This is a genomic window from Pseudoduganella violacea (genome assembly GCF_014191875.1).
Classification (GTDB): Bacteria; Pseudomonadota; Gammaproteobacteria; order Burkholderiales; family Burkholderiaceae_D; genus Rugamonas; species Rugamonas violacea_A.
Genome location: NZ_JACHXD010000003.1, coordinates 182,409 through 204,393, shown reverse-complemented (window position 1 = coordinate 204,393; position 21,985 = coordinate 182,409). Strand labels below are relative to the sequence as shown.

Genomic DNA, 21,985 nt, shown 5'->3' with positions numbered 1-21,985 from the left:
TAGAATGAAATGGCTCGTCTTTTTCGCCGCGCCATGAAAACCCTGCTCAGCCGCTTGCTGTTATGGCAAACTTTCCTCTTGCTTGCCGCAATGGGAACGGTGCTGGTCGCCTTGCCTTTCGGCCTGTTCCTGCACGAGTCGAACAAGGCCATCGAAGTGGCGCGCCAGGAAGCACGCGGCATCGCGCCGACCCGGGCGCTGCTCGCCTTGTTGCGCGGCTTGCAGCAGCACCGTGGCTTGTCCACCATGGCCGACCTGGGCTTTAACGAGGCCGAAGCGGGATTGGCTGCCAGCCGGCAGGCGGTGGACAAGGGTTTCTTTGCCACGGAGACCTTGCTGCTGGCGCTTGGCGATACGGCCTTGCTGGCCGATTTCCAGCAGGTGCGCGACCAGTGGCAAGCCTTGCTGACGCGGCGCGGCGTACGCACGCTGTCCGCCAACGGCAGCTTCGACGCGCACAACCAGCTGGTGACGCGCCTGCTCAAACTGCATGAAAAGCTGATCGACCATTTCGGCCTGCGTCTCGACCCTGCGGCCAGCTCCTATTTTCTGATGAATGCGGCCCTGGTGGAAGCCCCTCAGCTGGCCGACACCATGAGCCGCCTGCGCGGCGGCGGCGCGGCGGCGCTGTCGCGGCATCAGGCAGGGCAGGAAGAGCGCCTGGTCTTGCACGGGTTGATCGACCGGGCCGGCTATCACCTGAACGCCATCCGCGCCTTGCTGGATTACGCCGCCGACGCCGACCCCGAACTGGCAAAGAGTTTAAGCCCTTTGGTCCGGGCCAGCCTGGATGACGGCGCCTCAGCCTTGGCGGAAGCGGCGCAAGCGGTGGTGCATCCCAACCGCCTGGATGCGGCGCCATGGGAGTATTTTGTGCGCCTGAGCGGGGCGCTCGACGCGCAGCAGCGTTTGAGCGGCAATACGCTGGCGGCGTTGGAAACGGTGCTGGCCGGAAGAGTGGACGGGCTGGAAAGCACCCGGCGCAATTTGTCCTTGGCGTTGGGCGCGCTGGCCGTGCTGATGGTGGGTTTCGGCGTGCGCGTGGTGCGGTCAGTCACGGTGCCCATGGCCCAGACCATGCATGCGGCGCAGACCATGACCGAAGATACCGAGGCGCGCCTGCATACGGTTGAGGCCATCGCCAGCGGCGATATGGACCAGGCCTTGAAGCCTGCTTCGCCGCCACCGCTGGACGGCATGGCGGTAGGCCGCAATGAAGCAGGACGGCTGGTGGGCGCCTTGCGCAGCATGGGCCGCATGCAAGCTGCCCTGGATGGCGCCTTCGTCCAGATGATGCAGGCACTGCGCCAGCATCGCGCCGATGAAAACGCGCGTGACTGGCTGAAGACAGGCCTCAATGAGTTGGGTGATTTGATGCGGGGGGAGTTTTCCGCCGAGACCGGGGCGGAGGCGGCCTTGGGCTATCTGGCGCGGCGTCTGGACGCGGGGGCTGGCGCGATCTATCTTTTGCAGGAGGGGGGCGGGCAGCTCTGCCTGAGCGTGGGCTATGCGCTGAATGGCCAGTTGGCCCGGCCCGGTCGCCTGTTGCAAGGCGAGGGCGTGCTGGGCCAGGCTGCGCGCGACCGGCGCGCCATCTTTCTGAGCCAGGTGCCGCCTGGCTATCTGGGCATCGCCTCAGCCCTCGGTTCCTGTGACGCCACGGCGCTGGCGGCGCTGCCCCTGCTGCATGCGGGCAGCGTGGTGGGTGCTTTGGAACTGGCCTGCTTGCGGCCCTTCAGCGGCACCGAGCGAGAATTCCTGGAGCGGGCGCGCGACAGCATCGCCGCCAGCATCGGCGTCAGCATGTCGCGCCACCGCACCGAAGTGCTCCTGGAAAAGACCCAGCAACAGGCCGAGGAGCTGCGCCTGCAGCAGGAAGCCCTGCGGCAGAATAATGCGGAGCTGGAGCGGGTGAACACCTTCCGCTCCGAATTCCTGGCGAATGTCTCGCACGAATTGCGCACGCCCTTGAACAGCATGCTGGTGCTGGCTGCCGTGCTGCGTGAAAACCGCGAGGGCAACCTGACGGCCAAACAGACCGAATACGCCGGCATCATCCAACAGGCCGGCAAGGATTTGCTGGCCCTGATCAACGACATTCTCGACCTCTCGCGCTCGGGCAGCGGCCGGGTTGCGCTGAGCCTGGAGCAGGTGGCCAGCCGTCAGATATGCGAGACGCTGCTGCCGGCCTTCAGGCCCGAGGCCGAAGCCAAAGGCCTGGAATTCCGCGTCGAGTATGCCGGCGCCTTGCCGCAACTGGTATGCATTGATCTGGACCGCACGCGCCAGGTGCTGAAAAACCTGCTGTCGAATGCCTTCAAGTTCACCGCGCGCGGCGCCGTGATGATACGGATGGATCTGGCCGAAGGCGTATTGACCGTGCCCGCGCTCAGCATCGCCGTGCGCGACAGCGGCATCGGCGTGCCGCCTTCCAAGCGCGAGCTGATTTTCGAGGCTTTCCGCCAGGCCGATGGCAGCATCGGCCGCAGTTACGGCGGCGCGGGCCTGGGCCTGTCTATTTCGCGCCAGCTGGCCTGCCAGATGGGCGGCGCGCTGCGCCTGCAACCGAACGAGGGGCCGGGCAGCACTTTCATCCTGTATCTGCCGCTGGAAGCCGCACCGGCCTACAAACCATCGCCGCAGCGCGCGGCGCCGTTGCCGCCGTATGGCGCGTATCCCACGCTGGATGGCAAGAAGGTGCTGCTGGTGGATGACGATATGCGCAATGTTTTTTCACTTGGCACGCTGCTGTCCGGGCGCGGCATGCAGGTGGTGGAAGCGGAGCACGGCCGCGCCGCGCTGGAGCGGCTGGCCGATCATCCCGATACGGCGCTGGTGCTGATGGATGTGTCGATGCCGGTGATGGACGGCTATGAGGCCATGCGCAGCATCCGCGCCACGCCCAGTTTGCGCCAACTGCCCATTATCGCCATGAGCGGCGACGCGCGGGTGAAGGACGAGCAGCTGTGCATGCAGGCCGGGGCCAGCGCTTGGCTCGCCAAGCCGATCGACATTGCCGTGCTGCTGGCGATGATCGAGCGCTGCGTTGCGCCGGCCGTTTAGCTTCTTTAGAAGTGGTACTCCGCGCGCACCATCGGCGTTTTCGCCAGGCTGCCCGGAACATTGTGCGGATTGCCGAATTTATTGCGCCAGTACTGGTATTGCAGGCCAAGGCGGAAGCTGTTCTTCGGCAGGCTCAAGGCGCCGCTGGCGTCATACATCAGCATCATTTCCAGATTGGTTTCGGCCGAAGTCGGGCCGCCGTACTCATTCTTGCCCTTGGCCGCGATGTAGTTCAGGTAGCCCTCGAAGCTGAGCGGCAGGGAGCCGACCGGAATGCCCCACACCGCGTTCAGCATGGCGTGCGTGTCGTAGCTGTAGCGCTCCGCCACGCCCACCGGCTTGTTGCTCTCCCATAGCGCGACCAGGCTCACGTTCAGGAAGCCCGGCACGTCCAGCATCAGCGTGGGACCAGCCACGAACATGCGCTTTTTCGAGCCGTAGCCGGGATCGTTCTTGGTGTTCAGGTCCAGGCCGGCGGTGAAGCCCAGGCCGCGCACCGGGCCGAATTTGAATTCGCGTCCACTGACCTTGCCGATATCGAGCGTGTGGCGGTAAAGCAGATAGGCTTCGTTGGCATTGGCGTCCTTCCCGTCCGACATCAGGAAGTCCAGGTTCATGAAGTTCGTGCCGTATTTGTAGCCGCTGGCGTGGGTTACGTTGAGGATGCTTTTCTTGATGTCTGCGCTGTTGTAAGGCTCGGCATAGCGCGTGCCGTAGCGGTAGCCTATCGATGTGTCGCTCCAGTCGGCCGCCATGGCTTGTTGCGGGCCGCACAGGGCCAGCATGGAAAAAGCGCTGGCGGCGAGGATAGCCATTGGGTTCTGCATGCTCTTGTCTCCTGATTTATGGTGTATGTGGGGTGTTGCCGTTTCGATTATGATTAGACGGGACAGAGACGGAATGGGCAAGTTAAGTGCGCATGTTCTTGATGCAGTTGAAGAGCCGGGAGCTGGCGTGGCGCTTGCACTGTATCGGATTGACCACACCGGCCGCACCCAATCCCTTATCCCTGCGGCCAGATTTCGGCCAGGCGCAGCAGGTTGGTGCTGCCTGGTTGGCCGAAAGGGAAACCGGCGGCGATGGCGATCTGGTCGCCGGGTTGAACGAAGCCTTCGCGCAAGGCGGTGCGGCAGGCCGCCGCCACCATCTCGTCCACATTGCTGACGTCCGGGCTGATGGTGCTGTGCACGCCCCAGGCCAGCGCCAGGCGGCGTGCCGTTTCGCGTCGCGGCGTGATGCTGAGAATAGGCGCCATGGCCCGTTCGCGCGCGGCGCGCAGGCTGGTGTGGCCGGAGGTGGTGTAAGTAACGGTGGCGGCCACGCCGAGTACCGCGCCGGCATTGCGCAGGGCCGAACAGATGGCGTCGCCGCGCGTGGGCAAGGGCGCTTCGTGCTGGGCGTCGATCAGCTTGGGGTAGAGCGGATCGCGTTCCACTTCGGCCAGGATGCGGTTCATGATGGCGACCGCCTGCACAGGGTAGGCGCCGCTGGCCGATTCGGCCGACAGCATTACGGCGTCCGCTCCTTCATACACGGCGTTGGCCACGTCGGATGCTTCGGCCCGCGTCGGCACCGGGGCTGAGATCATCGATTCCAGCATCTGCGTGGCGATCACCACCGGCTTGCCATGCTTGCGGCACACGCGCACGATGCGCTTCTGCACGCCCGGCACACGCTCCGGCGGCAGCTCCACGCCCAGGTCGCCGCGCGCCACCATCAAGGCATCCGACAGGGCGACGATTTCCTCCAGCTTTTCCAGCGCGGCCGGCTTTTCCAGCTTGGCCAGCAGGCCGGCGCGGCCCTGGATCAGCGCATGCGCTTCCTGCAGATCCTCGGGGCGCTGGACGAAGGAAAGCGCCACCCAGTCCACGCCCAGCGACAGGGCGAAGTCCAGATCGGCGCGGTCCTTGGCGGTGAGGGCGGGAATCGGCAGCACGGCGTCCGGCACGTTCACGCCTTTGCGGTCGGACAGCAGGCCGCCGTTGACTACGCGGGTGCGGATGCCGGCCGCATCGCGGGCCAGCACTTCCAGGCGCAGCTTGCCGTCGTCCAGCAGCAGGGACTGGCCGGCCCGCACGGCGGCGAACAGCTCGGGGTGCGGCAGGCAGACGCGCGTTGCGTTGCCGGGCGCCGGATTCTGGTCCAGTACGAATTCAGAGCCTGCGATCAGCTGCGCCGCGCCGCCCGCGATCTGGCCTACGCGCAGCTTTGGTCCTTGCAGGTCGGCCAGGATGGCAATGGGACGGCCCAGAGCCGTCTCGATCTCTCGCACGCTGTCGTAGCGGTGCTGGTGGTCGGCATGGGAGCCATGGCTGAAGTTGAAGCGGAAGACATCGGCTCCGGCTTCGCACAGGGCTTGGATGGTGGCCCGGTCCGAGCTGGCCGGGCCGAGGGTGGCGACGATTTTGGCTTTGCGTTCGCGGCGCATGGCGGTTCCTTCGTTCACAGGATAAGGATGGCGCGGAAGTCGTTGACATTGGTGCGGGTCGGCCCGCTGACGATCAGATCGTCCAGCGCGCTGAAGAAACCATAGCCATCGTTGTTGTCGAGCAGGGCGCGCGGCCGCAGCTCGCGCGCTTCGGCCCGCGCCAGCGTGTCAGGCTGGTAGAGCGCGCCGGCGTTGTCTTCCGAACCGTCGATGCCATCGGTATCGCAGGCCAGGGCATACACGCCGGGCGCGCCTTCCAGCGCAATGGCGAGGCTGAGCAGGAATTCCACATTGCGTCCGCCACGGCCGTTGCCGCGCACTGTGACCGTGGTTTCGCCGCCCGACAGCAGCACGCAGGGCCGCGCGAAAGGCTGGTTGCGCGCCACGATCTGGCGCGCCAGCGCGGCGTGCATCAAGCCGATGTCGCGCGCCTCTCCCTCGATCCCGTCGGACAGGATGTAGGGCGTGATGCCGGCCGTGCGCGCCGTGGCGGCCGCCGCTTCCAGCGCATCCTGCGCCTTGGCGATCACATGATGGCTATGCCCTTCGAAGCGCGCATCGCCGGGCTTGGGCGTTTCGCTGACGGCGGAAGAGAGGTGGCGGTAGACATTGGCCGGAATCTCGATGCAGTATTTATGCAGGATGGCCAGCGCTTCGGCGCTGGTGCTGGCGTCGACCAGGGTAGGGCCGCTGGCGATGATGCGCGGATCGTCGCCCGGCACATCGGAAATCAGCAGCGTCACCACGCGGGCCTTGCCGCAGGCCAGCGCCAGGCGGCCGCCCTTGATGGCGGAAAGATGCTTGCGCACGCAATTCATCTCGGCGATGGTGGCACCGCTGTGCAGCAAAGCCTTGTTCAGCGCCTGCTTCTGCTGCAGGCTGATGCCCTCGGCGGGCAGCGCGAGCAGGGCCGAGCCACCGCCCGAAATCAGGCAGAGCACCAGATCGTCCTTGCCCAGCCCCTGCACCATGTCCAGCATGCGCTGGGCCGCGCGGTGGCCCGCTTCGTCGGGCACTGGATGCGCCGCTTCGACCACCTCGATGCGCTCGCAGGGCGCACCATGGCCGTAGCGCGTCACCACCAGGCCGAAAAGCGGGCCTTGCCAGTTGCGCTCCACCGCCTGCGCCATGGCCGCCGCGCCTTTGCCGGCGCCGATCACCAGGGTGCGCCCCTTGTCCGGCGGGGCGGGCAGGAAGGGAGGCAGGCGCCCGCTGGCGCTGACGGCGGCAAGGGCGGATTGGTACAGCTCCCGCAGGAACTGGCGGGGATGGTTGACGGCCATGGTTTTGTCCTCTCTGCGTGAATAAAAGGATCAGGCTTGCGCGATCTTGTGGTTGGACATCAACTCGATGGCCTGGCACAGCGCCGAGTGATCCAATCCGCTCAAGCCATTGGCCGCGCAGGCATTCATCAGCTCCTGCGCCGTGGACGTATTCGGCAGCGACACGCCCAGCGTCTTCGCGCCTTGCAGCGCCAGATTCAGATCCTTCTGATGCAGCTCGATGCGGAAGCCTGGATTGAAGGTGCGCTTCACCATGCGCTCGCCATGCACTTCCAGGATGCGCGAGGAAGCGAAACCGCCCATCAGCGCCTCGCGTACCTTGGCCGGATCGGCGCCCGCCTTGGAGGCGAACAGCAGCGCCTCCGCCACCGCCTGGATATTCAGGGCGACGATGATCTGGTTGGCGACCTTGGTGGTCTGGCCATCGCCATTGCCGCCCACCAGGGTGATGTTCTTGCCCATCAGCTCAAACAGGGGCTTGACGGTATCGAAGGCTTCCTGCGGGCCGCCCACCATGATGGTCAGCGATGCCGCTTTCGCGCCCACTTCGCCGCCCGATACCGGCGCATCCAGATAGGCGCAGCTCTTCTTGTTGATCTTCTTGGCGAATTCCTTGGTGGCGATGGGCGAGATGGAACTCATATCGACCACGATTTTGCCCGCGCTCAGGCCAGCGGCCACGCCGTCTTTGCCGAACAGGGCGGATTCGACGTGGGGCGTATCCGGCACCATGATGAAGATGATGTCGGCGCGCTTGGCCACTTCGGCGGCGGAGGTGCAGACCGTGGCGTGGTGCTCCACCAAATTCGCCGGCGGATTTTTCAGGTCGTGCAAATACAGCTTATGCCCGCCCGCCTGCAGATGGCCCGCCATCGGGCCGCCCATGATGCCAAGACCGATAAAACCTACTTTTGCCATGTTGATCTCCTTGAGTGTTATTGGATTGCTTCAGGCGGCGAGGGCGCCGCGCCAGCCCAGGCCATCGACCGTGCCGTTGCGCGGCTTGTATTCGCAGCCCACCCAGCCCTGGTACTTGATCTCATCCAGCAGGGCGAGCAGGTAGCGGTAATTGATTTCGCCGGTGCCGGGTTCGAAACGGCCCGGATTGTCGGCCAGCTGGATATGCCGGATCAGGTGCAGATTGGCCTTGATCGTGGCCGCCAGCTCGCCCTCCATGCGCTGCATGTGGTAGATGTCGTATTGCAGGAAGAGGTTGTCCGAAGCTACAGCGTCGATCAGCTCCAGCGCCTGGCGCGTACCGGACAGGAAGAAGCCGGGAATGTCGAAGGTGTTGATCGGTTCGACCAGCAGCGGCAAGCCTTCTTCCTTCAGACGCTCGGCCGCGAATTTCAGGTTCTGCACCAAGACTTGCTGCGCGGCGGCGCGCTCCACACCCTGCGGCAGGATGCCGACCAGGCAGTTGATGCGCTGCGTGCCCAGCACCTTCGCATAGCGGATGGCCTGCTCCACGCCGTCGCGGAACTCCTGCACCCGGCCCGGATGGCAGGCGATGCCGCGCTCTCCCGCCGCCCAGTTCCCGGCCGGCAGATTGTGCAGCACCATTTGCAGCTGGTGCTTGTCCAGTTGGGCGGCAATCCGCTCCGGCTCGAAGTCGTAGGGGAAGAGGAATTCCACGCCCGTGAAGCCAGCCTTGGCGGCGGCGCCGAAACGGTCGAGGAATTGCAGCTCGTTGAACAGCATGGTCAGATTGGCGGCGAATGTGGGCATATCATGTCTCCTTGGATGGCGAGCGCTCAGGCCACGTCCAGCACGTCGTTGAATTCGTTGATGGCGTTAATCTCGGTGCCCATGGCGATATTGGTCACGCGCTCCAGGATCACTTCCACCACCACGGGCACGCTGTATTGCTTGATCAGTTCTCGCGCTTTCTCGAAGGCGGGAATGATCTCGTCCGGCTTGAAGACGCGGATCGCCTTGCAGCCCAATCCTTCCACCACGGCGACGTGATCGACGCCATAGCCGTTCAGTTCCGGCGCGTTCACGTTCTCGAAGGCGAGCTGCACGCAGTAGTCGATATCGAAATTGCGTTGCGCCTGGCGGATCAGGCCCAGGTAGGAGTTATTCACCAGCACATGGATATAGGGCAGCTTGAATTGCGCGCCCACGGCCAGCTCTTCGATCAGGAACTGGAAATCGTAGTCGCCCGACACAGCCACGATGTCCCCATGCGGGTCGGAGGAGCGCACGCCCAGCGCCGCAGGAATCGTCCAGCCCAGCGGGCCGGCCTGGCCGCAGTTGATCCAGTGGCGCGGGTGGTACACATGCAGGAACTGCGCCGCTGCGATCTGCGACAGGCCGATGCTGGAAACATAGCGCGTGTCGCGGCCAAAGAACTTGTTCATTTCCTCGTACACGCGCAGCGGCTTGACCGGCACGTTCTCGTAGTCGGTACGGCGCAGCATGGTGCGCTTGCGTTCCTGGCATTGATGCACCCAGCCGCTGCGGTCGCGCAGCTTGCCTTGCGCCTTCCACTCGCGCGCCACCTCCACGAACAGCGCCAGAGCGATGCCCGCATCCGACACGATGCCGTAGTCCGGCCCGAACACGCGCCCGATCTGGGTCGGTTCGATATCCACGTGGACGAAGGTGCGGTCCTGGGTGAAGACCTCGATCGAACCGGTATGACGGTTGGCCCAGCGGTTGCCGATGCCCAGCATGAAGTCCGAAGCCAGCACCGTGGCGTTGCCGTAGCGGTGACTGGTCTGCAGGCCCGCCATGCCCGCCATCAGCGGATGGTCGTCCGGAATGCTGCCCCATCCCATCAGCGTTGGGATTACCGGCACGTTGACGATCTCCGCAAACTCCACCAGCAATTGCGATGCATCGGCGTTGATGATGCCGCCGCCCGCTGTGATGAGCGGATGCTCGGCCTCGTTCAGCATGGACAGCGCCTTTTCGATCTGGGCGCGGCTGGCGGCGGGCTTGTAGACCGGCAGCGGCTCGTAGGTGTCCGGGTCGAACTCGATCTGCGCCACCTGCACGTCGAAGGGCAGGTCGATCAGCACGGGGCCGGGACGGCCGGAACGCATCAGGTGGAAGGCCTGCTGGAACACGCGCGGCACCTGGGCCGGTTCGCGCACGGTCACGGCCCACTTGGTCACTGGCTTGGCGATGGACTCGATATCGACTGCCTGGAAGTCCTCCTTGAACATGCGAGCGCGCGGCGCCTGGCCGGTAATGCAGAGGATGGGGATCGAATCCGCCTGGGCCGAATACAGGCCGGTGATCATATCCGTGCCCGCCGGGCCGGAAGTGCCGATGCAGACGCCGATATTGCCCGCCTTGGCGCGGGTATAGCCTTCGGCCATATGCGAAGCGCCCTCCACATGGCGCGCCAGCACATGGCGCACGCTATTGCGTTTTTTCAGCGCGGCGTACAGCGGATTGATGGCCGCGCCAGGCACGCCGAAGGCCGCGCTCACGCCTTCCTTTTCCAGAACGTGGACAGCCGCTTCGGCCGCCGTCATCTTTGCCATATCGATCTCCTGTTTGTAATGAATTACGGTTCTTGATGATTTGTATGCTATCGGCGTTGCCCAGCCGTGATAAGACGACAAAAAATCGTTTTATTCGATACTCCAGGTATGGAATAATGAATTCATGGACAAGCTCAAACAGATCGAGGCCTTCGTGGCCGTGGTGGAGAAGGGCAGCCTGGCGCGCGCCGCGCTGGTGCAGAACATCACGCCGGTGATGCTGGGCCGCCGCATCGACGCGCTGGAACGCCGCCTTGGCGTGAAGCTGATGCACCGCACCACGCGCCATCTGACCTTGACCGAGCAAGGTTCGGTCTTCCTCGAAGACTGCCGCAAGCTGCTGTCGGACTTCGACGTGGCGGAGCGGAATATCTCGGAAGGGCGGCACAAGGCCACCGGCCACCTGATCGTGTCCGCTCCCGCTTCTTTCGGACGGCAGCATGTGGCGCCGCATGCGCCGGCTTTTTTGCGTGCCAATCCCGAGGTGCAGCTATCGTTCAATCTTACCGACCAGGTGATCGACTTGGTACGCGAGGGCTACGACCTGGGCATCCGTATCGGCGGCGTGATCGACCCGAGCTTCGTCGCGGTCAAGCTGGCTAGCAACCGCCGCGTGGTATGCGGCACGCCGGAATATTTCGAGCGCCACGGCATACCGCGCACGCTGGACGACCTGGCATCGCACAACTGTCTGGCCTTCAATCTGCAGGGTGGGCAGCAGCGTGGCTGGTACTTCCAGCAGAACGGCAAGGCCGTCACGGTGAAGGCGCAGGGGAATCTGGACTGCAACGACGGCGAGCTATTGCACCGCTGGGCGTGCGAGGGATTAGGTTTGGCCTGGCGCTCGACTTGGGAAATCCAGGCCCAGTTGGCAGAGGGCAGTCTAATCACCGTCCTGGACGATTACGCGCTGCCCGATTACGACATTATGGCCGTCTACCTCCAGCAGCGCCATCTGCCGGCCAAGATCCGCTTCTTCATCGACGCACTGAAGGCCGTTTACGCCGAGCCAGGTTACTGGACGCGGGGCCGCTGAAGGCCGGCCAAGGCGTCACGATTTTGTGACAGGTGGATGAAATTTGTCTTAGACATATATGCTTCTTGGGCTGCCAGCAGGCCGCCCGGAAGTCTTCCATATGCCCGTTTACCGAAACACGCACGGCATCTGACGCTTCATGACGAACTGAAAACCGCCTCTACCCGGCAGGGCTATGGGATGCGCTGCCGCGAACGCCAGAGGGGCGGGCAGTCCTGGCATTGTTACAGTTTGATGATATCTGTCCTAAACACTAGTAATATTGCCTTAAAACCACGATAATTGCTGAAATCTAAATTTTAGGAATCGGTAATGAGTGGTTGCTGCTGCACAGTGCTGGACCAAAGTTTTCTCCCAAGCAGTTTCGCCACAGCGAACTTCCCCCTCAAGCCCCCCTTTTGCGTCATACCTCTCGCTAGTGTTTAGAACACCGGCACCACCTCCCAGCGAATTGTTGTTTGCAAAAATTAAATGAAAGGTTTTGTTTATGGATAAGGCGATGTTTGGAATTAATTTCAATGAGGCGGGATACGTGTCGACAGCGAATATGCTGAGACTGCCTACTAATACGCCTTTGGGGGAGTTAAGTATTAAGGCCGGTGGTAGCGGTGTATTTGAAGTTAAGGAAGATGAAACCGGTGCAGGCGTTATTAACGGAAAGTATCTTGAGGTCCGTAATGGCTGGCTTAATATTTCGTGGAAATACCGGCAGGAACAAGGTGATCACAGCGCCCTCGCGGAAATTAAGAGAATTTCCATTTCCTCTCCTGAAAAAATAAAGACATTGGAAGTTGGAACGCTTTCCGGGGTAAAAAAAGTCTTTGATGTTAATGCGAACGAAAAGATAGTTGACGTATCGGATGTGTTGTTTGATTCAACGCTGAGTATTGTTGCCAGGAATGAATCAGGAAGCATTGTTAAAATAATGAATGTGGACGATATCGACTTCGTGGCGCACCCTGGTACGCCAATGTTTGAAGAGTCATATATTACCCCTATCTTTGAACAGGGTGACACAATCGACCTGCATTCCTTGCTTAACGTGAAGGATACCGAAAGTGGGGATAAGATAGAGTGGACGGTATTCAACCAGCCAAAAAATGGTGTTGTCACTCTCACCGATGTTGCGGTAATAACTGACCCAGATGGCAAAGCATTTGCTTACAAATACGCCCCCAATAAAAATGGTATCGCGGAATACAAGCCTAATGCGGGCTTCAGCGGTAGTGATGTATTTAAGATCGATGTGACGGACGGCGACGTTGCCCATAGAAAGACCTTCAGTCTCCAAGTGCGTCCCAGAAAGCCTACGGATTTAGACTTGGTGGATTCCAGCGATACCGGCGAAAAGAACGATGACAATGTAACCTCCGCGACGCTCCTGACTTTTACCGGGAAAGGTTATGCCGATGACTCCACCAGCTTCGTACGGGTATTTATAGATGCCAACGGCAACGGCAAGCTCGATTCGAAAGAGGTCGTAAAAGAAGCTCAAATGAGCAATGGCGCCTGGACGATCCAGAATTTGGATGTCAGCACGCTGGAAAAAGGCAGTTACAAAGTCTATGCGCAGTCCAGAACGGGAAATGGGCAAGCGCAAAGCCAACTCAGTGATGTGCTGAACCTCACTCTTACCAGTAAACCCGCCATTACGGGTGTCCGGTTTTCCAACGATAGCGGTAGCAAAGATAACGACTTCATCACCAATGTGGAAAAGCAAACGCTAACCGCAACACTCAGCGAAGAACTGCCCAAAAACGCCAAGGTGCTCATCTTGGCAGATGGCCAGTGGAAAGACGTCACCGACAAGGTCAGCGGTACGAAGCTGAGCTTGGATATTGAGTTAAAAGGCAAGGGCGAACTGAAGTTCCGCGTCGACGTCGACGGCGAGCAGGGCAAGGAAACCGTTCAGAAATACGAAATCATCACCGAAGCTCCGCTCTGGAAAGGCATCGGCACTTTCAAAAATGGTGTGGTGAGCGACGGCACGACCTTCCTTGGCAAAAAAGCCGACTTCATTATCGATCTGGAGAAAGACAGCGCCGAGGGCGAGTATTGCGAAATCTCGCTGGACAATGGTGCGACCTGGACCAAGGGCGAACGTGTTAAAGCCGGCCAGTGGGCGATCAAAGATATCAATGTGCCCGATAAAGGCGGCGAGTATCAGGTCCGCGTGGTGGACATCGCAGGCAACAAAGGTGAACTCCCCAAGGGCACTTTCGCCGTCGACAAGTTTGCGCCATCCATAGAATCCATCAAGCTGGAGAAAAAGCCCGCCTTTGGCGATGAATATATCGCTCTGCGCGTGAAAATGAGCGACAGCGGTGCAGGCATCAGCGATCCATCCCAGATCTACAAGCTGTTGGGGCTGAAAAACAGCCTGGGTAAAGAGCTGCTGCCGGTTACCACTGATCTGCCGGAACTCAAACCAGGCAAGAGCGTGGAAGCCATCCTCAAATTCCATGCGCCAAATGGCAAGTGGGGCCAGGCCGACGATGGCGAATACGTCGTGTTCCGGAAGGGCGGCATCTTGAGCGACGGCGTAGGCAATACCGTGGACGAGGGGCCAAGGGTTGAAGCCTTCACCTTGAGCCGGATAACGCTGGATGGCCTCAGCGACAAGGTCGAGGTCAAGGATACCCAAACCGCCACGCCATTCAGTAATGTGACGTTGAGCAGCGACGACGTAGGCAAATTCAAGCTGGACATCAAGTTCAAGGCCGGCAACGGTACCCTGAGCGGCAGCGGTTTGACGGGCGAGAAGGGCGTGTATTCGGTGGAAGGCGATACCCTGGCCAGCATCCAGGCCACATTGCGCAAACTCGTCTTCACGCCGCAGGAAAACCAGGCGGGCAATACGGACAGTATCGAAACCGAATTTGAACTGGTCCCTTCGCTCAACGGCGTTGAACTTGGCGCCAACAAGGCTACGCATGTAAGCACCAAGGCTGTTGCGCCGACTGCCATTATTACGCTGAGCGACACCACCTTGAACAAAGGCGAAAAGGCTACAGTCAAGATCACCTTCTCGGAAAAGGTGGAGGGGCTGAAGCTGGAAAATCTGAGCGCCGTCAAAGGCAAACTGTCCGATCTGAAGGGCAGCGCTGATGGCAAGACCTGGGAAGCGACCTTTACCCCCGATGCCGATACGCAGGCCAAGGATGGCAAGATCGTTCTGAAGCTCGATACCGTGAAGGACGTGGGCGGAAAGGCTGGCGCAGGCGTGGCGGAATCGGCGGTGTATGCCATCGATACCACCAAGGCCGCGCCAACACCGGTGCCGCCAACCCCCGTGACGCCACCAGTGATGGAAGACGGCGTACCTGTCACCAAGACCACCAAGGCCGATCCGGTGACCGGCACCACCACTTCGACCGTGACCGTGCCAACGGTAACGGCCGGCCGCCAGGATGACGGCAAGACGCCGAACAAAGGCCTGGCCGACATCGCGCTGGACGTTGCCAGCGGCGGCCGCGAAGCCAAGCTGACCGTCAGCCTGCCGGTGGGCGCCGGCCTGGGTGCCGAAGGTTCGACCGCCCTGCTGAACAAGGACCAGGCCTTGCTGGACCTGGTGCGCCGCATTGAGCAGAAAACCGATGCAGCTTCCAGCGCGCAAAAGGACATGAAGGGCCAGGGGACTTCCTTCCTCGATGGCCTGGGCAAGGACGTGACGGTGCTGAGCAAAACCATCACACCGACCCTGGTTTCCGGCAGCGATATCAAGCAGCCGATCCTGATCAGCGGCAGCTCGACCACGCCAACCGGCGGTGGCGCGAACAGCACCGCCATCGGCCTGGTGATCGACACCAGCCAGCTGGCCAAGGGCGCGGTGCTGCAACTGAATAACGTCGATTTCGCCGCAGTGGTAGGCGAAGCGACGCTGCGCGGCGGCGATGGCCGCAATTATGTGGTGGGCGATAACGCCAGCCAGAACATCTTCCTCGGCGCAGACGACGATGTGCTGAAAGGCGGCGGCGGCAACGATATCCTGGGCAGCGCGGGCGGCAACGACATCCTCGATGGCGGCGCCGATAACGACTTCCTGGCTGGCGGCATCGGCAACGACACTCTGATCGGCGGCAGCGGCAACGACGTGTTGCAGGGCGGCCGCAGCGACAAGGGTGCGTGGAGCTTTGGCGTGAACGCGAAAGGCGAGATCGTGCTGACCCACGATCAGGCCATGTTCGCTCCAGGCCAGAACGAAACCGTGCAAGTGGCGGAGCTGAACAAGCTGCCGGAACTGGCCTTCCTCAACGCGGGCAAGGACAAGCTGGCCGATCTGGGCCTGCTGTACCACGCCGCCTTCGGCCGCGCGGCCGATATCGGTGGCCTGAACTTCTATACCGGCGTCAAAGCTTCTGTGGAGAGCGTGGCCCGTGCCTTCACCGACTCGGCCGAGTGGAAAGCGGCCAAGATGGACACCATCAGCGACGAGGCTTTCCTGAACAAGCTCTATGAGCAAGTCATGGGCCGCGCGGCGGACAAGGGCGGCTTCGAGTTCTGGAGCAAGGCGTTGAGTGGCGGCTACGGTGTGAAGGTCAGCCGCGCCGACGTGCTGCAATCCTTCGCCCTGAGCGACGAGCACCGCAAGCTGCAGGCCAAGGACGGCATCTTCGCCAAGGTCACGCTGGACAAGGAATCCGGCTGGATTAATGGCAGCGGTGATGATCGTCTGGAAGGCGGCGCGGGCAGCGATGTGCTGGTCGGCGGCGACGGCAAGGATACGGCCGTCTACGCCGGCAAGCAGGCCGACTACAAGATCCTGCTAGGCGCCGATGGCCAGATCAAGGTCGCCGATAAGGCCAATGCCGACCTCGACACCCTGAACAGCATCGAGCAGGCCGAGTTCAGCGACGGCACCATCAGCCTGGCCTTCACGCAAGCCGATGCGGGCCGCCTGAAAACGGCGGGTCTGCTGTACCAGGCGGTGTTCGACCGCGCCGCCGATGTGGGTGGCATCAACTGGTGGCTGTCGACCCAGGCTGATGCCAAGCAGATGGTCAACAACTTCGCCGCGTCGGACGAGTTCCAGAAGCTGTACGGCAAGCTCGATAACGCGGCCTTCGTGCATGCGCTGTACGCCAACAGCGGCTTGAAGGTGACCGATGCCGGTGGCGAAGCATCGTGGGTGACGTATCTGGGTAATCACACCCGCGCCGAGCTGGTGGGCAGCTGGATCGCGCAGGATGCCGTGGTTCAGGCTCAGCAGGCTGGCCAGGGTCTGTGGCTGGTTTGATAGCCTAAACCCGCTTTCCGGGCTGCCAGCAGGCGGCCCGGAAGTTTATCCGCTTAGAACAGCGTGCTCACGTCGGGACGGGTGATGAGCGCCTGCTTGACGATACTCACCACCTTCTCGCGCTCTGCGCCTTGCAGCGGCTGGCGTGGGCGGCGCACATATTCGTTGCCGACTCCGGCCATGCTTTCCACCAGCTTCAGGTTCTGTACCAGCTTGGCCGATACGTCCAGATGCAGCAGGGGCATGAACCATTGATACAGCTTGAGCGCCTCGTCCCAGCGCTTGGCCTTGGCCAGCTTGTACAGCGCCACGGTTTCGGCCGGGAAGGCCACCACCAGGCCAGCCAGCAGGCCGTCCGCGCCCACCGCCAGCGCCTCGAAGGAGAGGTCGTCCACGCCCATGAAGAGCTGGTAGCGTTCGCCCACGGCGTTGCGCAGGTCGGTGATGCGGCGGATATTATCGGTCGATTCCTTGATGGCGACGATCTGTTCGCAGTCGGCTAGATCCTTGAAGTCTTCCGGCGTCAGATCGACTTTGTAGGACACTGGATTGTTGTACACCATGATGGGCAGCTGGGCGGCCTTGGCGATAGTGCGTAGATTATCCTTGGCTTCGCGCGCATCGGCGGCATACAGCACGGACGGCATCACCATAAAGCCTTGCACGCCCATGGCCGCAGCCTGTTCCACGAAACGGCAGGCATTGGTGGTGCGGGTTTCGCTCACATTCGCCAGCACCGGCACGCGGCCGTTCGCGACTTCAATCGCGACCTTGGTCACTTCAAGCTTTTCTTCCAGCGACAGGGTGCTGGCTTCGCCCAGCGAGCCGCATGTGACCAGGCCATGCACGCCATTGGCGATCATGAACTCGAAGTGCTTCGCCATTTCGGCGTGGTCCAGATCCTCGTTCGGCTTGAACTTGGTGGTCACTGCCGGGAATACGCCTTGCCATTTTGCGTTGCTAGTGCTGCTCATGCTTGTCTCCTTGGTTATGAAGTGATGATGCTGTCTATGCGCGCCGGCACGACCGGCACGCGAACGGAATCGGGACGCCAGCCGTACAACAGGCCGGTGGCGCCGCCGCAAATACGTCCCTGGCACGGCCCCATGCCGCAGCGGGTATGCAGCTTGGCGCTGCGCCAACTCCGGTGTTCTTTCAACTCGCCGTGGCAGACATCCTCGCAGCGGCAGACGATGGTGCCGTCGTCGGCCAGCGCGTGCAGCTCCGGGCGCAGCGCGAAGCCGCGTTCCAGCCGCATCGCGAAACGCTGCCAGCGCGCGCGATCGGCGAAGTGGAGGCTGGCTTCGTCCTGCCGTTCGACGGCAGCCAAGCCGGCAATGCGGCCTTCTACCAGCGCCAGATCGACACCGCCGATGCCGGTGCTTTCGCCTGCGCAGAAGATGTTCGGCTGCGAGGTTTGCTGCCATTCGTCGACTTGCACGGCCTGGCCGCGCAGAGTGCAGCCGAGGGATGCGGCCAGTTCGGTATTCGGCAGCAAGCCGTAGCCGCAGGCCAGCAGCTCGCAGGGCCAGCGCTCATCGCTGCCACCGTGGCGCACACTGACCGATTCCAGCGTCCCGGCGCCGTGGGCGGCACTGATATAGCTGTTGCGGTAGTAGGGCACGTTACTGAGCTTGCGGCCCAACTGCATGGCTTGTTTCAATTTTTCTGGCGTGGCGAAGAGGCCCAGGGCGAAACGCGCCAGCTGCATGCTGCCGGCCTGCTCGACGATGGCGCTGACGGTCGCGCCCTTGTCCTGCAAGGTCGCGGCAACGGCCAGCAATAGCGGTCCCGATCCCGCCACCACCACGCGCTTGCCCTGCACCGGATAGCCGCCTTTGGACAGTGCCTGCAAGCCGCCCGCGCCGCTGACGCCGGGCAGTGTCCAGCCGGGGAAGGGCAGGAGCAGTTCGCGCGCTCCGGTGGCCAGGACCAGGCGGCAATAGCTAACAACCTGTGCTTGTCGCGGCGTTTGCAGCAGCAGCTTGCCCGCTTCAGGCGCATACAGCACGCGGGCCTGCTGCAGCACGGTCACCTGCCTTGCCTGCAGCTCAGTCCAGAGATGGCGCGCCCGCTCGTCCTGCTGCGCCGCCGCGCCACCACGCCAGATCTGGCCGCCGGAGTAAGGATTGTCATCCACGATGGCGACGCTGGCACCATACGCCGCTGCCGTACTGGCGGCTGCCAGACCGGCAGGGCCGGCGCCGATCACGATCACATCGAAGTCCCGCTTCATGCTTCGTTCCCCACCCAGCCTGTGCGAATCCGCATGCCTTCAGTGCACAGGGTCTGGCATGCCAGCTGATGGTCGCGGCCATCGATGCTGACGCGGCATTCGTGGCAGATTCCCATACCGCACAAAGGCGCGCGCGGCATGCCGCTCACCGACCGGCGCGTAATGCCGCCGTTTGCCAGCGCCACGGCTGCCGCCACGCTGCTGCCGGCAACGACGACGAGGCGTTCGCCGTCGATCAGAATATTCAGGTGTTCAGACATGGTTCGATGGCGCGAGCATAAAACGCTGCGGCAGATATGGCTGCAAGGGAATCGGCACGCTGCCGTCCGTCATTTGTGCCGCCAGCAGTTGCGCGGTGGCGAGCGAGGTGGTGATGCCCAGCCCTTCGTGGCCGGTCGCCAGCCATAGGCCGCGTCGCGCCGGCCAGGGACCGATCAGGGGCAGGCCGTCGGGACTGGCGGCGCGCAGGCCGGTCCAGCAACGCAGCACATTCAGCCCGGCCAATTGCGGCACAAAGCTGGCGGCATGGCGCAGCATGCGCGAGAGCATGGCCGGTTCGGCATCCAGGCTGGCGTTGAACTGGCGCGAGGAGCCGATCAGTATCTGTCCCGTGGGCCGGGGCTGCAGATTGAAGGCGACCGAGTCGCCGCTGGCCGCATGGGCGCTCTTGATATAGCCCAGCTCCACCAATTGGTGGCGGATAAAGCCGGGATAGCGGTCGGTGATGGCCAGATGGCCTTTCTTCGCCTGCAGTGGCAGGGCGGGCAAGAGTTCGGTGCAGCGCGCGCCGGCCGCCAGCACGATGCTGTCCGCATGCAGGCGGCTGCCGTCGCGCAGCAGCACGGCCCGGTCCTCGATTGCCGCCACCGCGCCAGCCACCAGCTGCGCGCCCCGGCTGCGCGCGCGGTCGAGCAGGATGCGCGCGCTCTTGGGTGGATATACGAGTCCGTCGCCACCCACCAGCAGGCCGCCGGCAAGGCCGGGCCGTAGCGCCGGTTCCCGTTCGTACAGCGCCCGCGCGTCGAGCAGCTCGCATTGCAGGCCATGCGCCCGCATATTGCTGCCCTTGGCCTGGGCCGCCGCCAGCTCTTCCTCATCGCTGGCGACCCAGATGGTGCCGCAGCGGCTGTATTCATGGCTGTGCGGATGTTCGTCCACGAACTCGTTCCAGAGGCGGATGGACCACGATGACAGCGCCAGTTCTTCCGCGTTGTCGTCCATTGCCACGAGATGCCCCATGCCGGCCGCTGTCGCGCCGCTGCCGATGGCATCCTGTTCGATGACCGTGACTTGCAGGCCGCGCGCCGCCAGCGCATCGGCGCAGGCGCCGCCGATAATGCCGGCGCCGATCACGATCACGTCCGCGCTTTGGCTCATTGCGTTCAACGAATGCCCCATGCCAGCGGATCGGACGGATCGAGAATCAGGGTTGCCAGCGCATTGACCCAGGCCTGGCCGCGAACGCGGGGAATCAGCTGGCCCCCGCTGTAGCTATAGGAGCCGGTGAACACGCTGCCGACGATGCTCTCCTGCCGCCATTCCTCGCCCTCGGCCAGCTTGCCCTCGGCCGCCAGGCAGGCCAGCTTGGCGCAGGTGCCGGTGCCGCAAGGCGAGCGGTCGTAGGCATTGCCGGGGCAAAGCACGAAATTCTGGCTGTCGCCCTTGCCGCTGCGCGAAGGCGCGAACAGTTCGATATGGTCGATCAGCGCGCCGTCGGCGCCGGTGATGCCCGCCTTTTCCAGTGCCGCGCGAATATTTGCGGTGAAGAAGCTGAGCGCCTGGGCATTCGCCACATGCAGCTCCATGCCATGTTCCTCCACCAGGAAGAACCAGTTGCCGCCCCACGCCACGTCGCCCGTGACCGTGCCGTGGCCGGGAACCTGCACCGATACCTGGCGGTGCAGGCGGTAAGCCGGCACATTTTCCACCGTCACGCTGCCATCGGCATGCAGTTCGGCCTCGACCACGCCCACCGGCGTATCGATGCGGTGCCGTCCCGTGCCGATGCGGCCCATATACGCCAGCGACGCGATCAGGCCGATGGTGCCGTGGCCGCACATGCCGAGGTAGCCGACATTGTTGAAGAAGATGACGCCTACGGCACAATTGGGCGCGTGCGGCTGGCACAGCAGGGCGCCCACCAGCACGTCCGATCCGCGCGGCTCGCAGACCACGGCGGAGCGGAAGCTGTCATGCTCGCGCCGCAGCAGCGCAAGCCGCTCGCTCAGCGGGCCTTGGCCCAGATCGGGGCCACCCTCGGTCACCAGGCGGGTCGGCTCGCCGCCGGTGTGGGTGTCGATAATCGAGATGGTTTTCATGCTCGCCATCTTATGCCTGTTTGGGGCCGCCGTCTTGCCCGCGCTGCGTGGCTTTAATGACGAAATCGGCACAATCGGGACAAGCTGTGCGAGAATCCGGCAAAGGGAAAATGGAGAAGCGGATGAAGTCGGCAGGAGAAACGGCGCAAAAGAACGATGCGCGCATGGCGCTGAGCGGGGTGATAGGCGATGTATTTTTTGCAGAAACCCTGTTCGACGCCTTGTCCGACGTGGTGTTCTTCGTCAAGGACAGCGTGGGCCGCTATGTGGTGGTCAACGACACGCTGGTGCGGCGCTGCGGCTTGAAGGACAAGGCCGCGCTGATTGGCCGCACGCCGGCCGAAGTGTTTTCCCAGCCTTTTGGCCAGCGCTATCTGGCCCAGGATCTGGATGTGCTGGCAGGCCGCAGCGAAATCGACGACCAGCTGGAGCTGCATCTCTATCCCAACCGCGATCCCGGCTGGTGCCTGACGCGCAAAACGGCGCTGCGCAGCAAGTCGGGGGAGATTGTGGGCCTGGCCGGCATTTCGCGCGATCTGGCGATGGAGGACAAGAAAAATCCGGCCTATCACAAGGTGGCGGCCGCGGTGCGCCTGATCCATGAGCGCTATGACCAGCCGTTGAGCCTGGCCGACCTGGCGCAGACGGCGAATATGTCGGTGGCCCAGATCGAGCGCTACTTCCTGCGCATCTTCCACCTGACGCCGCGCCAGTTCATCATCAAGACCCGGCTCGACGCCGCTTCGCGCCTGCTGGCTGGTAAAACCAGCGTGGCCGACATCGCCCAGGCTTGCGGCTATGCCGACCACAGTGCTTTCACCCGCCAGTTCCGCGCCACGGTCGGCGTCACGCCCAGCCAGTACCGCGCCATGCTGGGCGTGTGAGGAC

Annotated in this window: 16 protein-coding genes and 1 pseudogene; 5 read left to right on the top strand and 12 right to left on the bottom strand. The window is 62.8% G+C overall.

From position 1 onward, the window contains the following. Nucleotides 1–9: 9 nt before the first annotated feature. Complete coding sequence (locus FHS03_RS06680; RefSeq protein WP_183440246.1) at nt 10–3,063, top strand: ATP-binding protein; 3,054 nt, start codon at nt 10–12, stop codon at nt 3,061–3,063. A 5-nt stretch (nt 3,064–3,068) separates the two neighbouring features. Here the strand turns inward: FHS03_RS06680 and FHS03_RS06675 are convergent, their stop codons facing one another. The 6 genes from FHS03_RS06675 to gcl all read right to left on the bottom strand — a co-directional run bounded on the left by FHS03_RS06675 (nt 3,069) and on the right by gcl (nt 10,271). Continuing rightward, nucleotides 3,069–3,890 (bottom strand): outer envelope protein, encoded by an 822-nt coding sequence (locus FHS03_RS06675; protein ID WP_183440245.1) that lies wholly within the window; start codon nt 3,888–3,890, stop codon nt 3,069–3,071. Between the two features lie 176 nt (nt 3,891–4,066). Next, nucleotides 4,067–5,491 (bottom strand): pyruvate kinase, encoded by a 1,425-nt coding sequence (gene pyk / locus FHS03_RS06670; protein WP_183440244.1) that lies wholly within the window; start codon nt 5,489–5,491, stop codon nt 4,067–4,069. 14 nt (nt 5,492–5,505) lie between these two features. Further along, entirely contained in the window at nt 5,506–6,774 is a 1,269-nt protein-coding gene (locus FHS03_RS06665) for a glycerate kinase type-2 family protein (RefSeq protein WP_183440243.1), read from the bottom strand. Nucleotides 6,775–6,804: 30 nt separating this feature from the next. Further along, nucleotides 6,805–7,698, bottom strand: a complete 894-nt coding sequence (gene glxR, locus FHS03_RS06660; protein ID WP_371871629.1) for a 2-hydroxy-3-oxopropionate reductase — start codon at nt 7,696–7,698, stop codon at nt 6,805–6,807. A 24-nt stretch (nt 7,699–7,722) separates the two neighbouring features. After that, nucleotides 7,723–8,502 carry a hydroxypyruvate isomerase gene (gene hyi, locus FHS03_RS06655; protein ID WP_183440241.1) on the bottom strand — a complete coding sequence of 260 codons (780 nt, stop codon included), beginning with the start codon at nt 8,500–8,502 and terminating at the stop codon, nt 7,723–7,725. A 26-nt stretch (nt 8,503–8,528) separates the two neighbouring features. After that, on the bottom strand, nt 8,529–10,271 hold the full coding sequence (gene gcl / locus FHS03_RS06650; protein ID WP_183440240.1) for a glyoxylate carboligase: 1,743 nt from the start codon (nt 10,269–10,271) through the stop codon (nt 8,529–8,531). A 124-nt stretch (nt 10,272–10,395) separates the two neighbouring features. On the opposite strand from gcl, the gene FHS03_RS06645 reads away from it, so the two are divergent. Next, nucleotides 10,396–11,307, top strand: a complete 912-nt coding sequence (locus FHS03_RS06645) for a LysR family transcriptional regulator (RefSeq protein ID WP_183440239.1) — start codon at nt 10,396–10,398, stop codon at nt 11,305–11,307. A 982-nt stretch (nt 11,308–12,289) separates the two neighbouring features. On the opposite strand, the gene FHS03_RS28085 is transcribed toward FHS03_RS06645, so the two are convergent. Further along, nucleotides 12,290–12,577, bottom strand: a complete 288-nt coding sequence (locus FHS03_RS28085) for a hypothetical protein (RefSeq protein WP_183440238.1) — start codon at nt 12,575–12,577, stop codon at nt 12,290–12,292. Between FHS03_RS28085 and FHS03_RS28615 the strand changes: the two are divergent. Continuing rightward, a pseudogene (locus FHS03_RS28615) lies at nt 12,554–12,850 on the top strand (Ig-like domain-containing protein); the annotation flags it as partial. The gene FHS03_RS28085 and the pseudogene FHS03_RS28615 overlap by 24 nt on opposite strands. 231 nt (nt 12,851–13,081) lie before the next feature. Beyond that, complete coding sequence (locus FHS03_RS06630) at nt 13,082–16,543, top strand: DUF4214 domain-containing protein (RefSeq protein ID WP_183440236.1); 3,462 nt, start codon at nt 13,082–13,084, stop codon at nt 16,541–16,543. Between the two features lie 53 nt (nt 16,544–16,596). Here FHS03_RS06630 and FHS03_RS06625 read toward each other — a convergent pair whose 3' ends face one another. From FHS03_RS06625 to FHS03_RS06605, 5 genes are read right to left on the bottom strand one after another with little or no spacing between them, the layout of a single operon-like run. Next, nucleotides 16,597–17,517 (bottom strand): dihydrodipicolinate synthase family protein, encoded by a 921-nt coding sequence (locus FHS03_RS06625; RefSeq protein WP_183440235.1) that lies wholly within the window; start codon nt 17,515–17,517, stop codon nt 16,597–16,599. A 14-nt stretch (nt 17,518–17,531) separates the two neighbouring features. Then, on the bottom strand, nt 17,532–18,779 hold the full coding sequence (locus FHS03_RS06620; RefSeq protein WP_183440234.1) for an NAD(P)/FAD-dependent oxidoreductase: 1,248 nt from the start codon (nt 18,777–18,779) through the stop codon (nt 17,532–17,534). After that, complete coding sequence (locus tag FHS03_RS06615; RefSeq protein WP_183440233.1) at nt 18,776–19,039, bottom strand: 2Fe-2S iron-sulfur cluster-binding protein; 264 nt, start codon at nt 19,037–19,039, stop codon at nt 18,776–18,778. Before FHS03_RS06615 ends, FHS03_RS06620 begins: the two co-directional genes overlap by 4 nt. After that, entirely contained in the window at nt 19,032–20,156 is a 1,125-nt protein-coding gene (locus FHS03_RS06610) for an NAD(P)/FAD-dependent oxidoreductase (protein ID WP_183440232.1), read from the bottom strand. Before FHS03_RS06610 ends, FHS03_RS06615 begins: the two co-directional genes overlap by 8 nt. Before the next feature lie 5 nt (nt 20,157–20,161). Then, nucleotides 20,162–21,097, bottom strand: coding sequence for a 4-hydroxyproline epimerase (locus tag FHS03_RS06605; RefSeq protein ID WP_183440231.1), 936 nt, complete (start codon nt 21,095–21,097; stop codon nt 20,162–20,164). A 122-nt stretch (nt 21,098–21,219) separates the two neighbouring features. Here FHS03_RS06605 and FHS03_RS06600 point away from each other — a divergent pair, with 122 nt between their 5' ends. Continuing rightward, nucleotides 21,220–21,981: an AraC family transcriptional regulator gene (locus FHS03_RS06600; protein WP_183440230.1), complete on the top strand. Its 762-nt coding sequence runs from the start codon at nt 21,220–21,222 to the stop codon at nt 21,979–21,981. The last annotated feature ends 4 nt before the right edge of the window (nt 21,982–21,985 follow it).

Coding starts and splice junctions, on each gene's coding strand:
- FHS03_RS06605 (WP_183440231.1), bottom strand. CDS start 21,097: ATGAAAACCATCTCGATTATCGACACCCACACCGGCGGCGAGCCGACC.
- FHS03_RS06665 (WP_183440243.1), bottom strand. CDS start 6,774: ATGGCCGTCAACCATCCCCGCCAGTTCCTGCGGGAGCTGTACCAATCC.
- FHS03_RS06615 (WP_183440233.1), bottom strand. CDS start 19,039: ATGTCTGAACACCTGAATATTCTGATCGACGGCGAACGCCTCGTCGTC.
- FHS03_RS06600 (WP_183440230.1), top strand. CDS start 21,220: ATGAAGTCGGCAGGAGAAACGGCGCAAAAGAACGATGCGCGCATGGCG.
- FHS03_RS06645 (WP_183440239.1), top strand. CDS start 10,396: ATGGACAAGCTCAAACAGATCGAGGCCTTCGTGGCCGTGGTGGAGAAG.
- FHS03_RS06680 (WP_183440246.1), top strand. CDS start 10: ATGGCTCGTCTTTTTCGCCGCGCCATGAAAACCCTGCTCAGCCGCTTG.
- gcl (WP_183440240.1), bottom strand. CDS start 10,271: ATGGCAAAGATGACGGCGGCCGAAGCGGCTGTCCACGTTCTGGAAAAG.
- hyi (WP_183440241.1), bottom strand. CDS start 8,502: ATGCCCACATTCGCCGCCAATCTGACCATGCTGTTCAACGAGCTGCAA.
- FHS03_RS06675 (WP_183440245.1), bottom strand. CDS start 3,890: ATGCAGAACCCAATGGCTATCCTCGCCGCCAGCGCTTTTTCCATGCTG.
- pyk (WP_183440244.1), bottom strand. CDS start 5,491: ATGCGCCGCGAACGCAAAGCCAAAATCGTCGCCACCCTCGGCCCGGCC.
- FHS03_RS28085 (WP_183440238.1), bottom strand. CDS start 12,577: ATGGGCAACGTCGCCGTCCGTCACATCGATCTTAAATACATCACTACC.
- FHS03_RS06625 (WP_183440235.1), bottom strand. CDS start 17,517: ATGAGCAGCACTAGCAACGCAAAATGGCAAGGCGTATTCCCGGCAGTG.
- FHS03_RS06610 (WP_183440232.1), bottom strand. CDS start 20,156: ATGAGCCAAAGCGCGGACGTGATCGTGATCGGCGCCGGCATTATCGGC.
- FHS03_RS06620 (WP_183440234.1), bottom strand. CDS start 18,779: ATGAAGCGGGACTTCGATGTGATCGTGATCGGCGCCGGCCCTGCCGGT.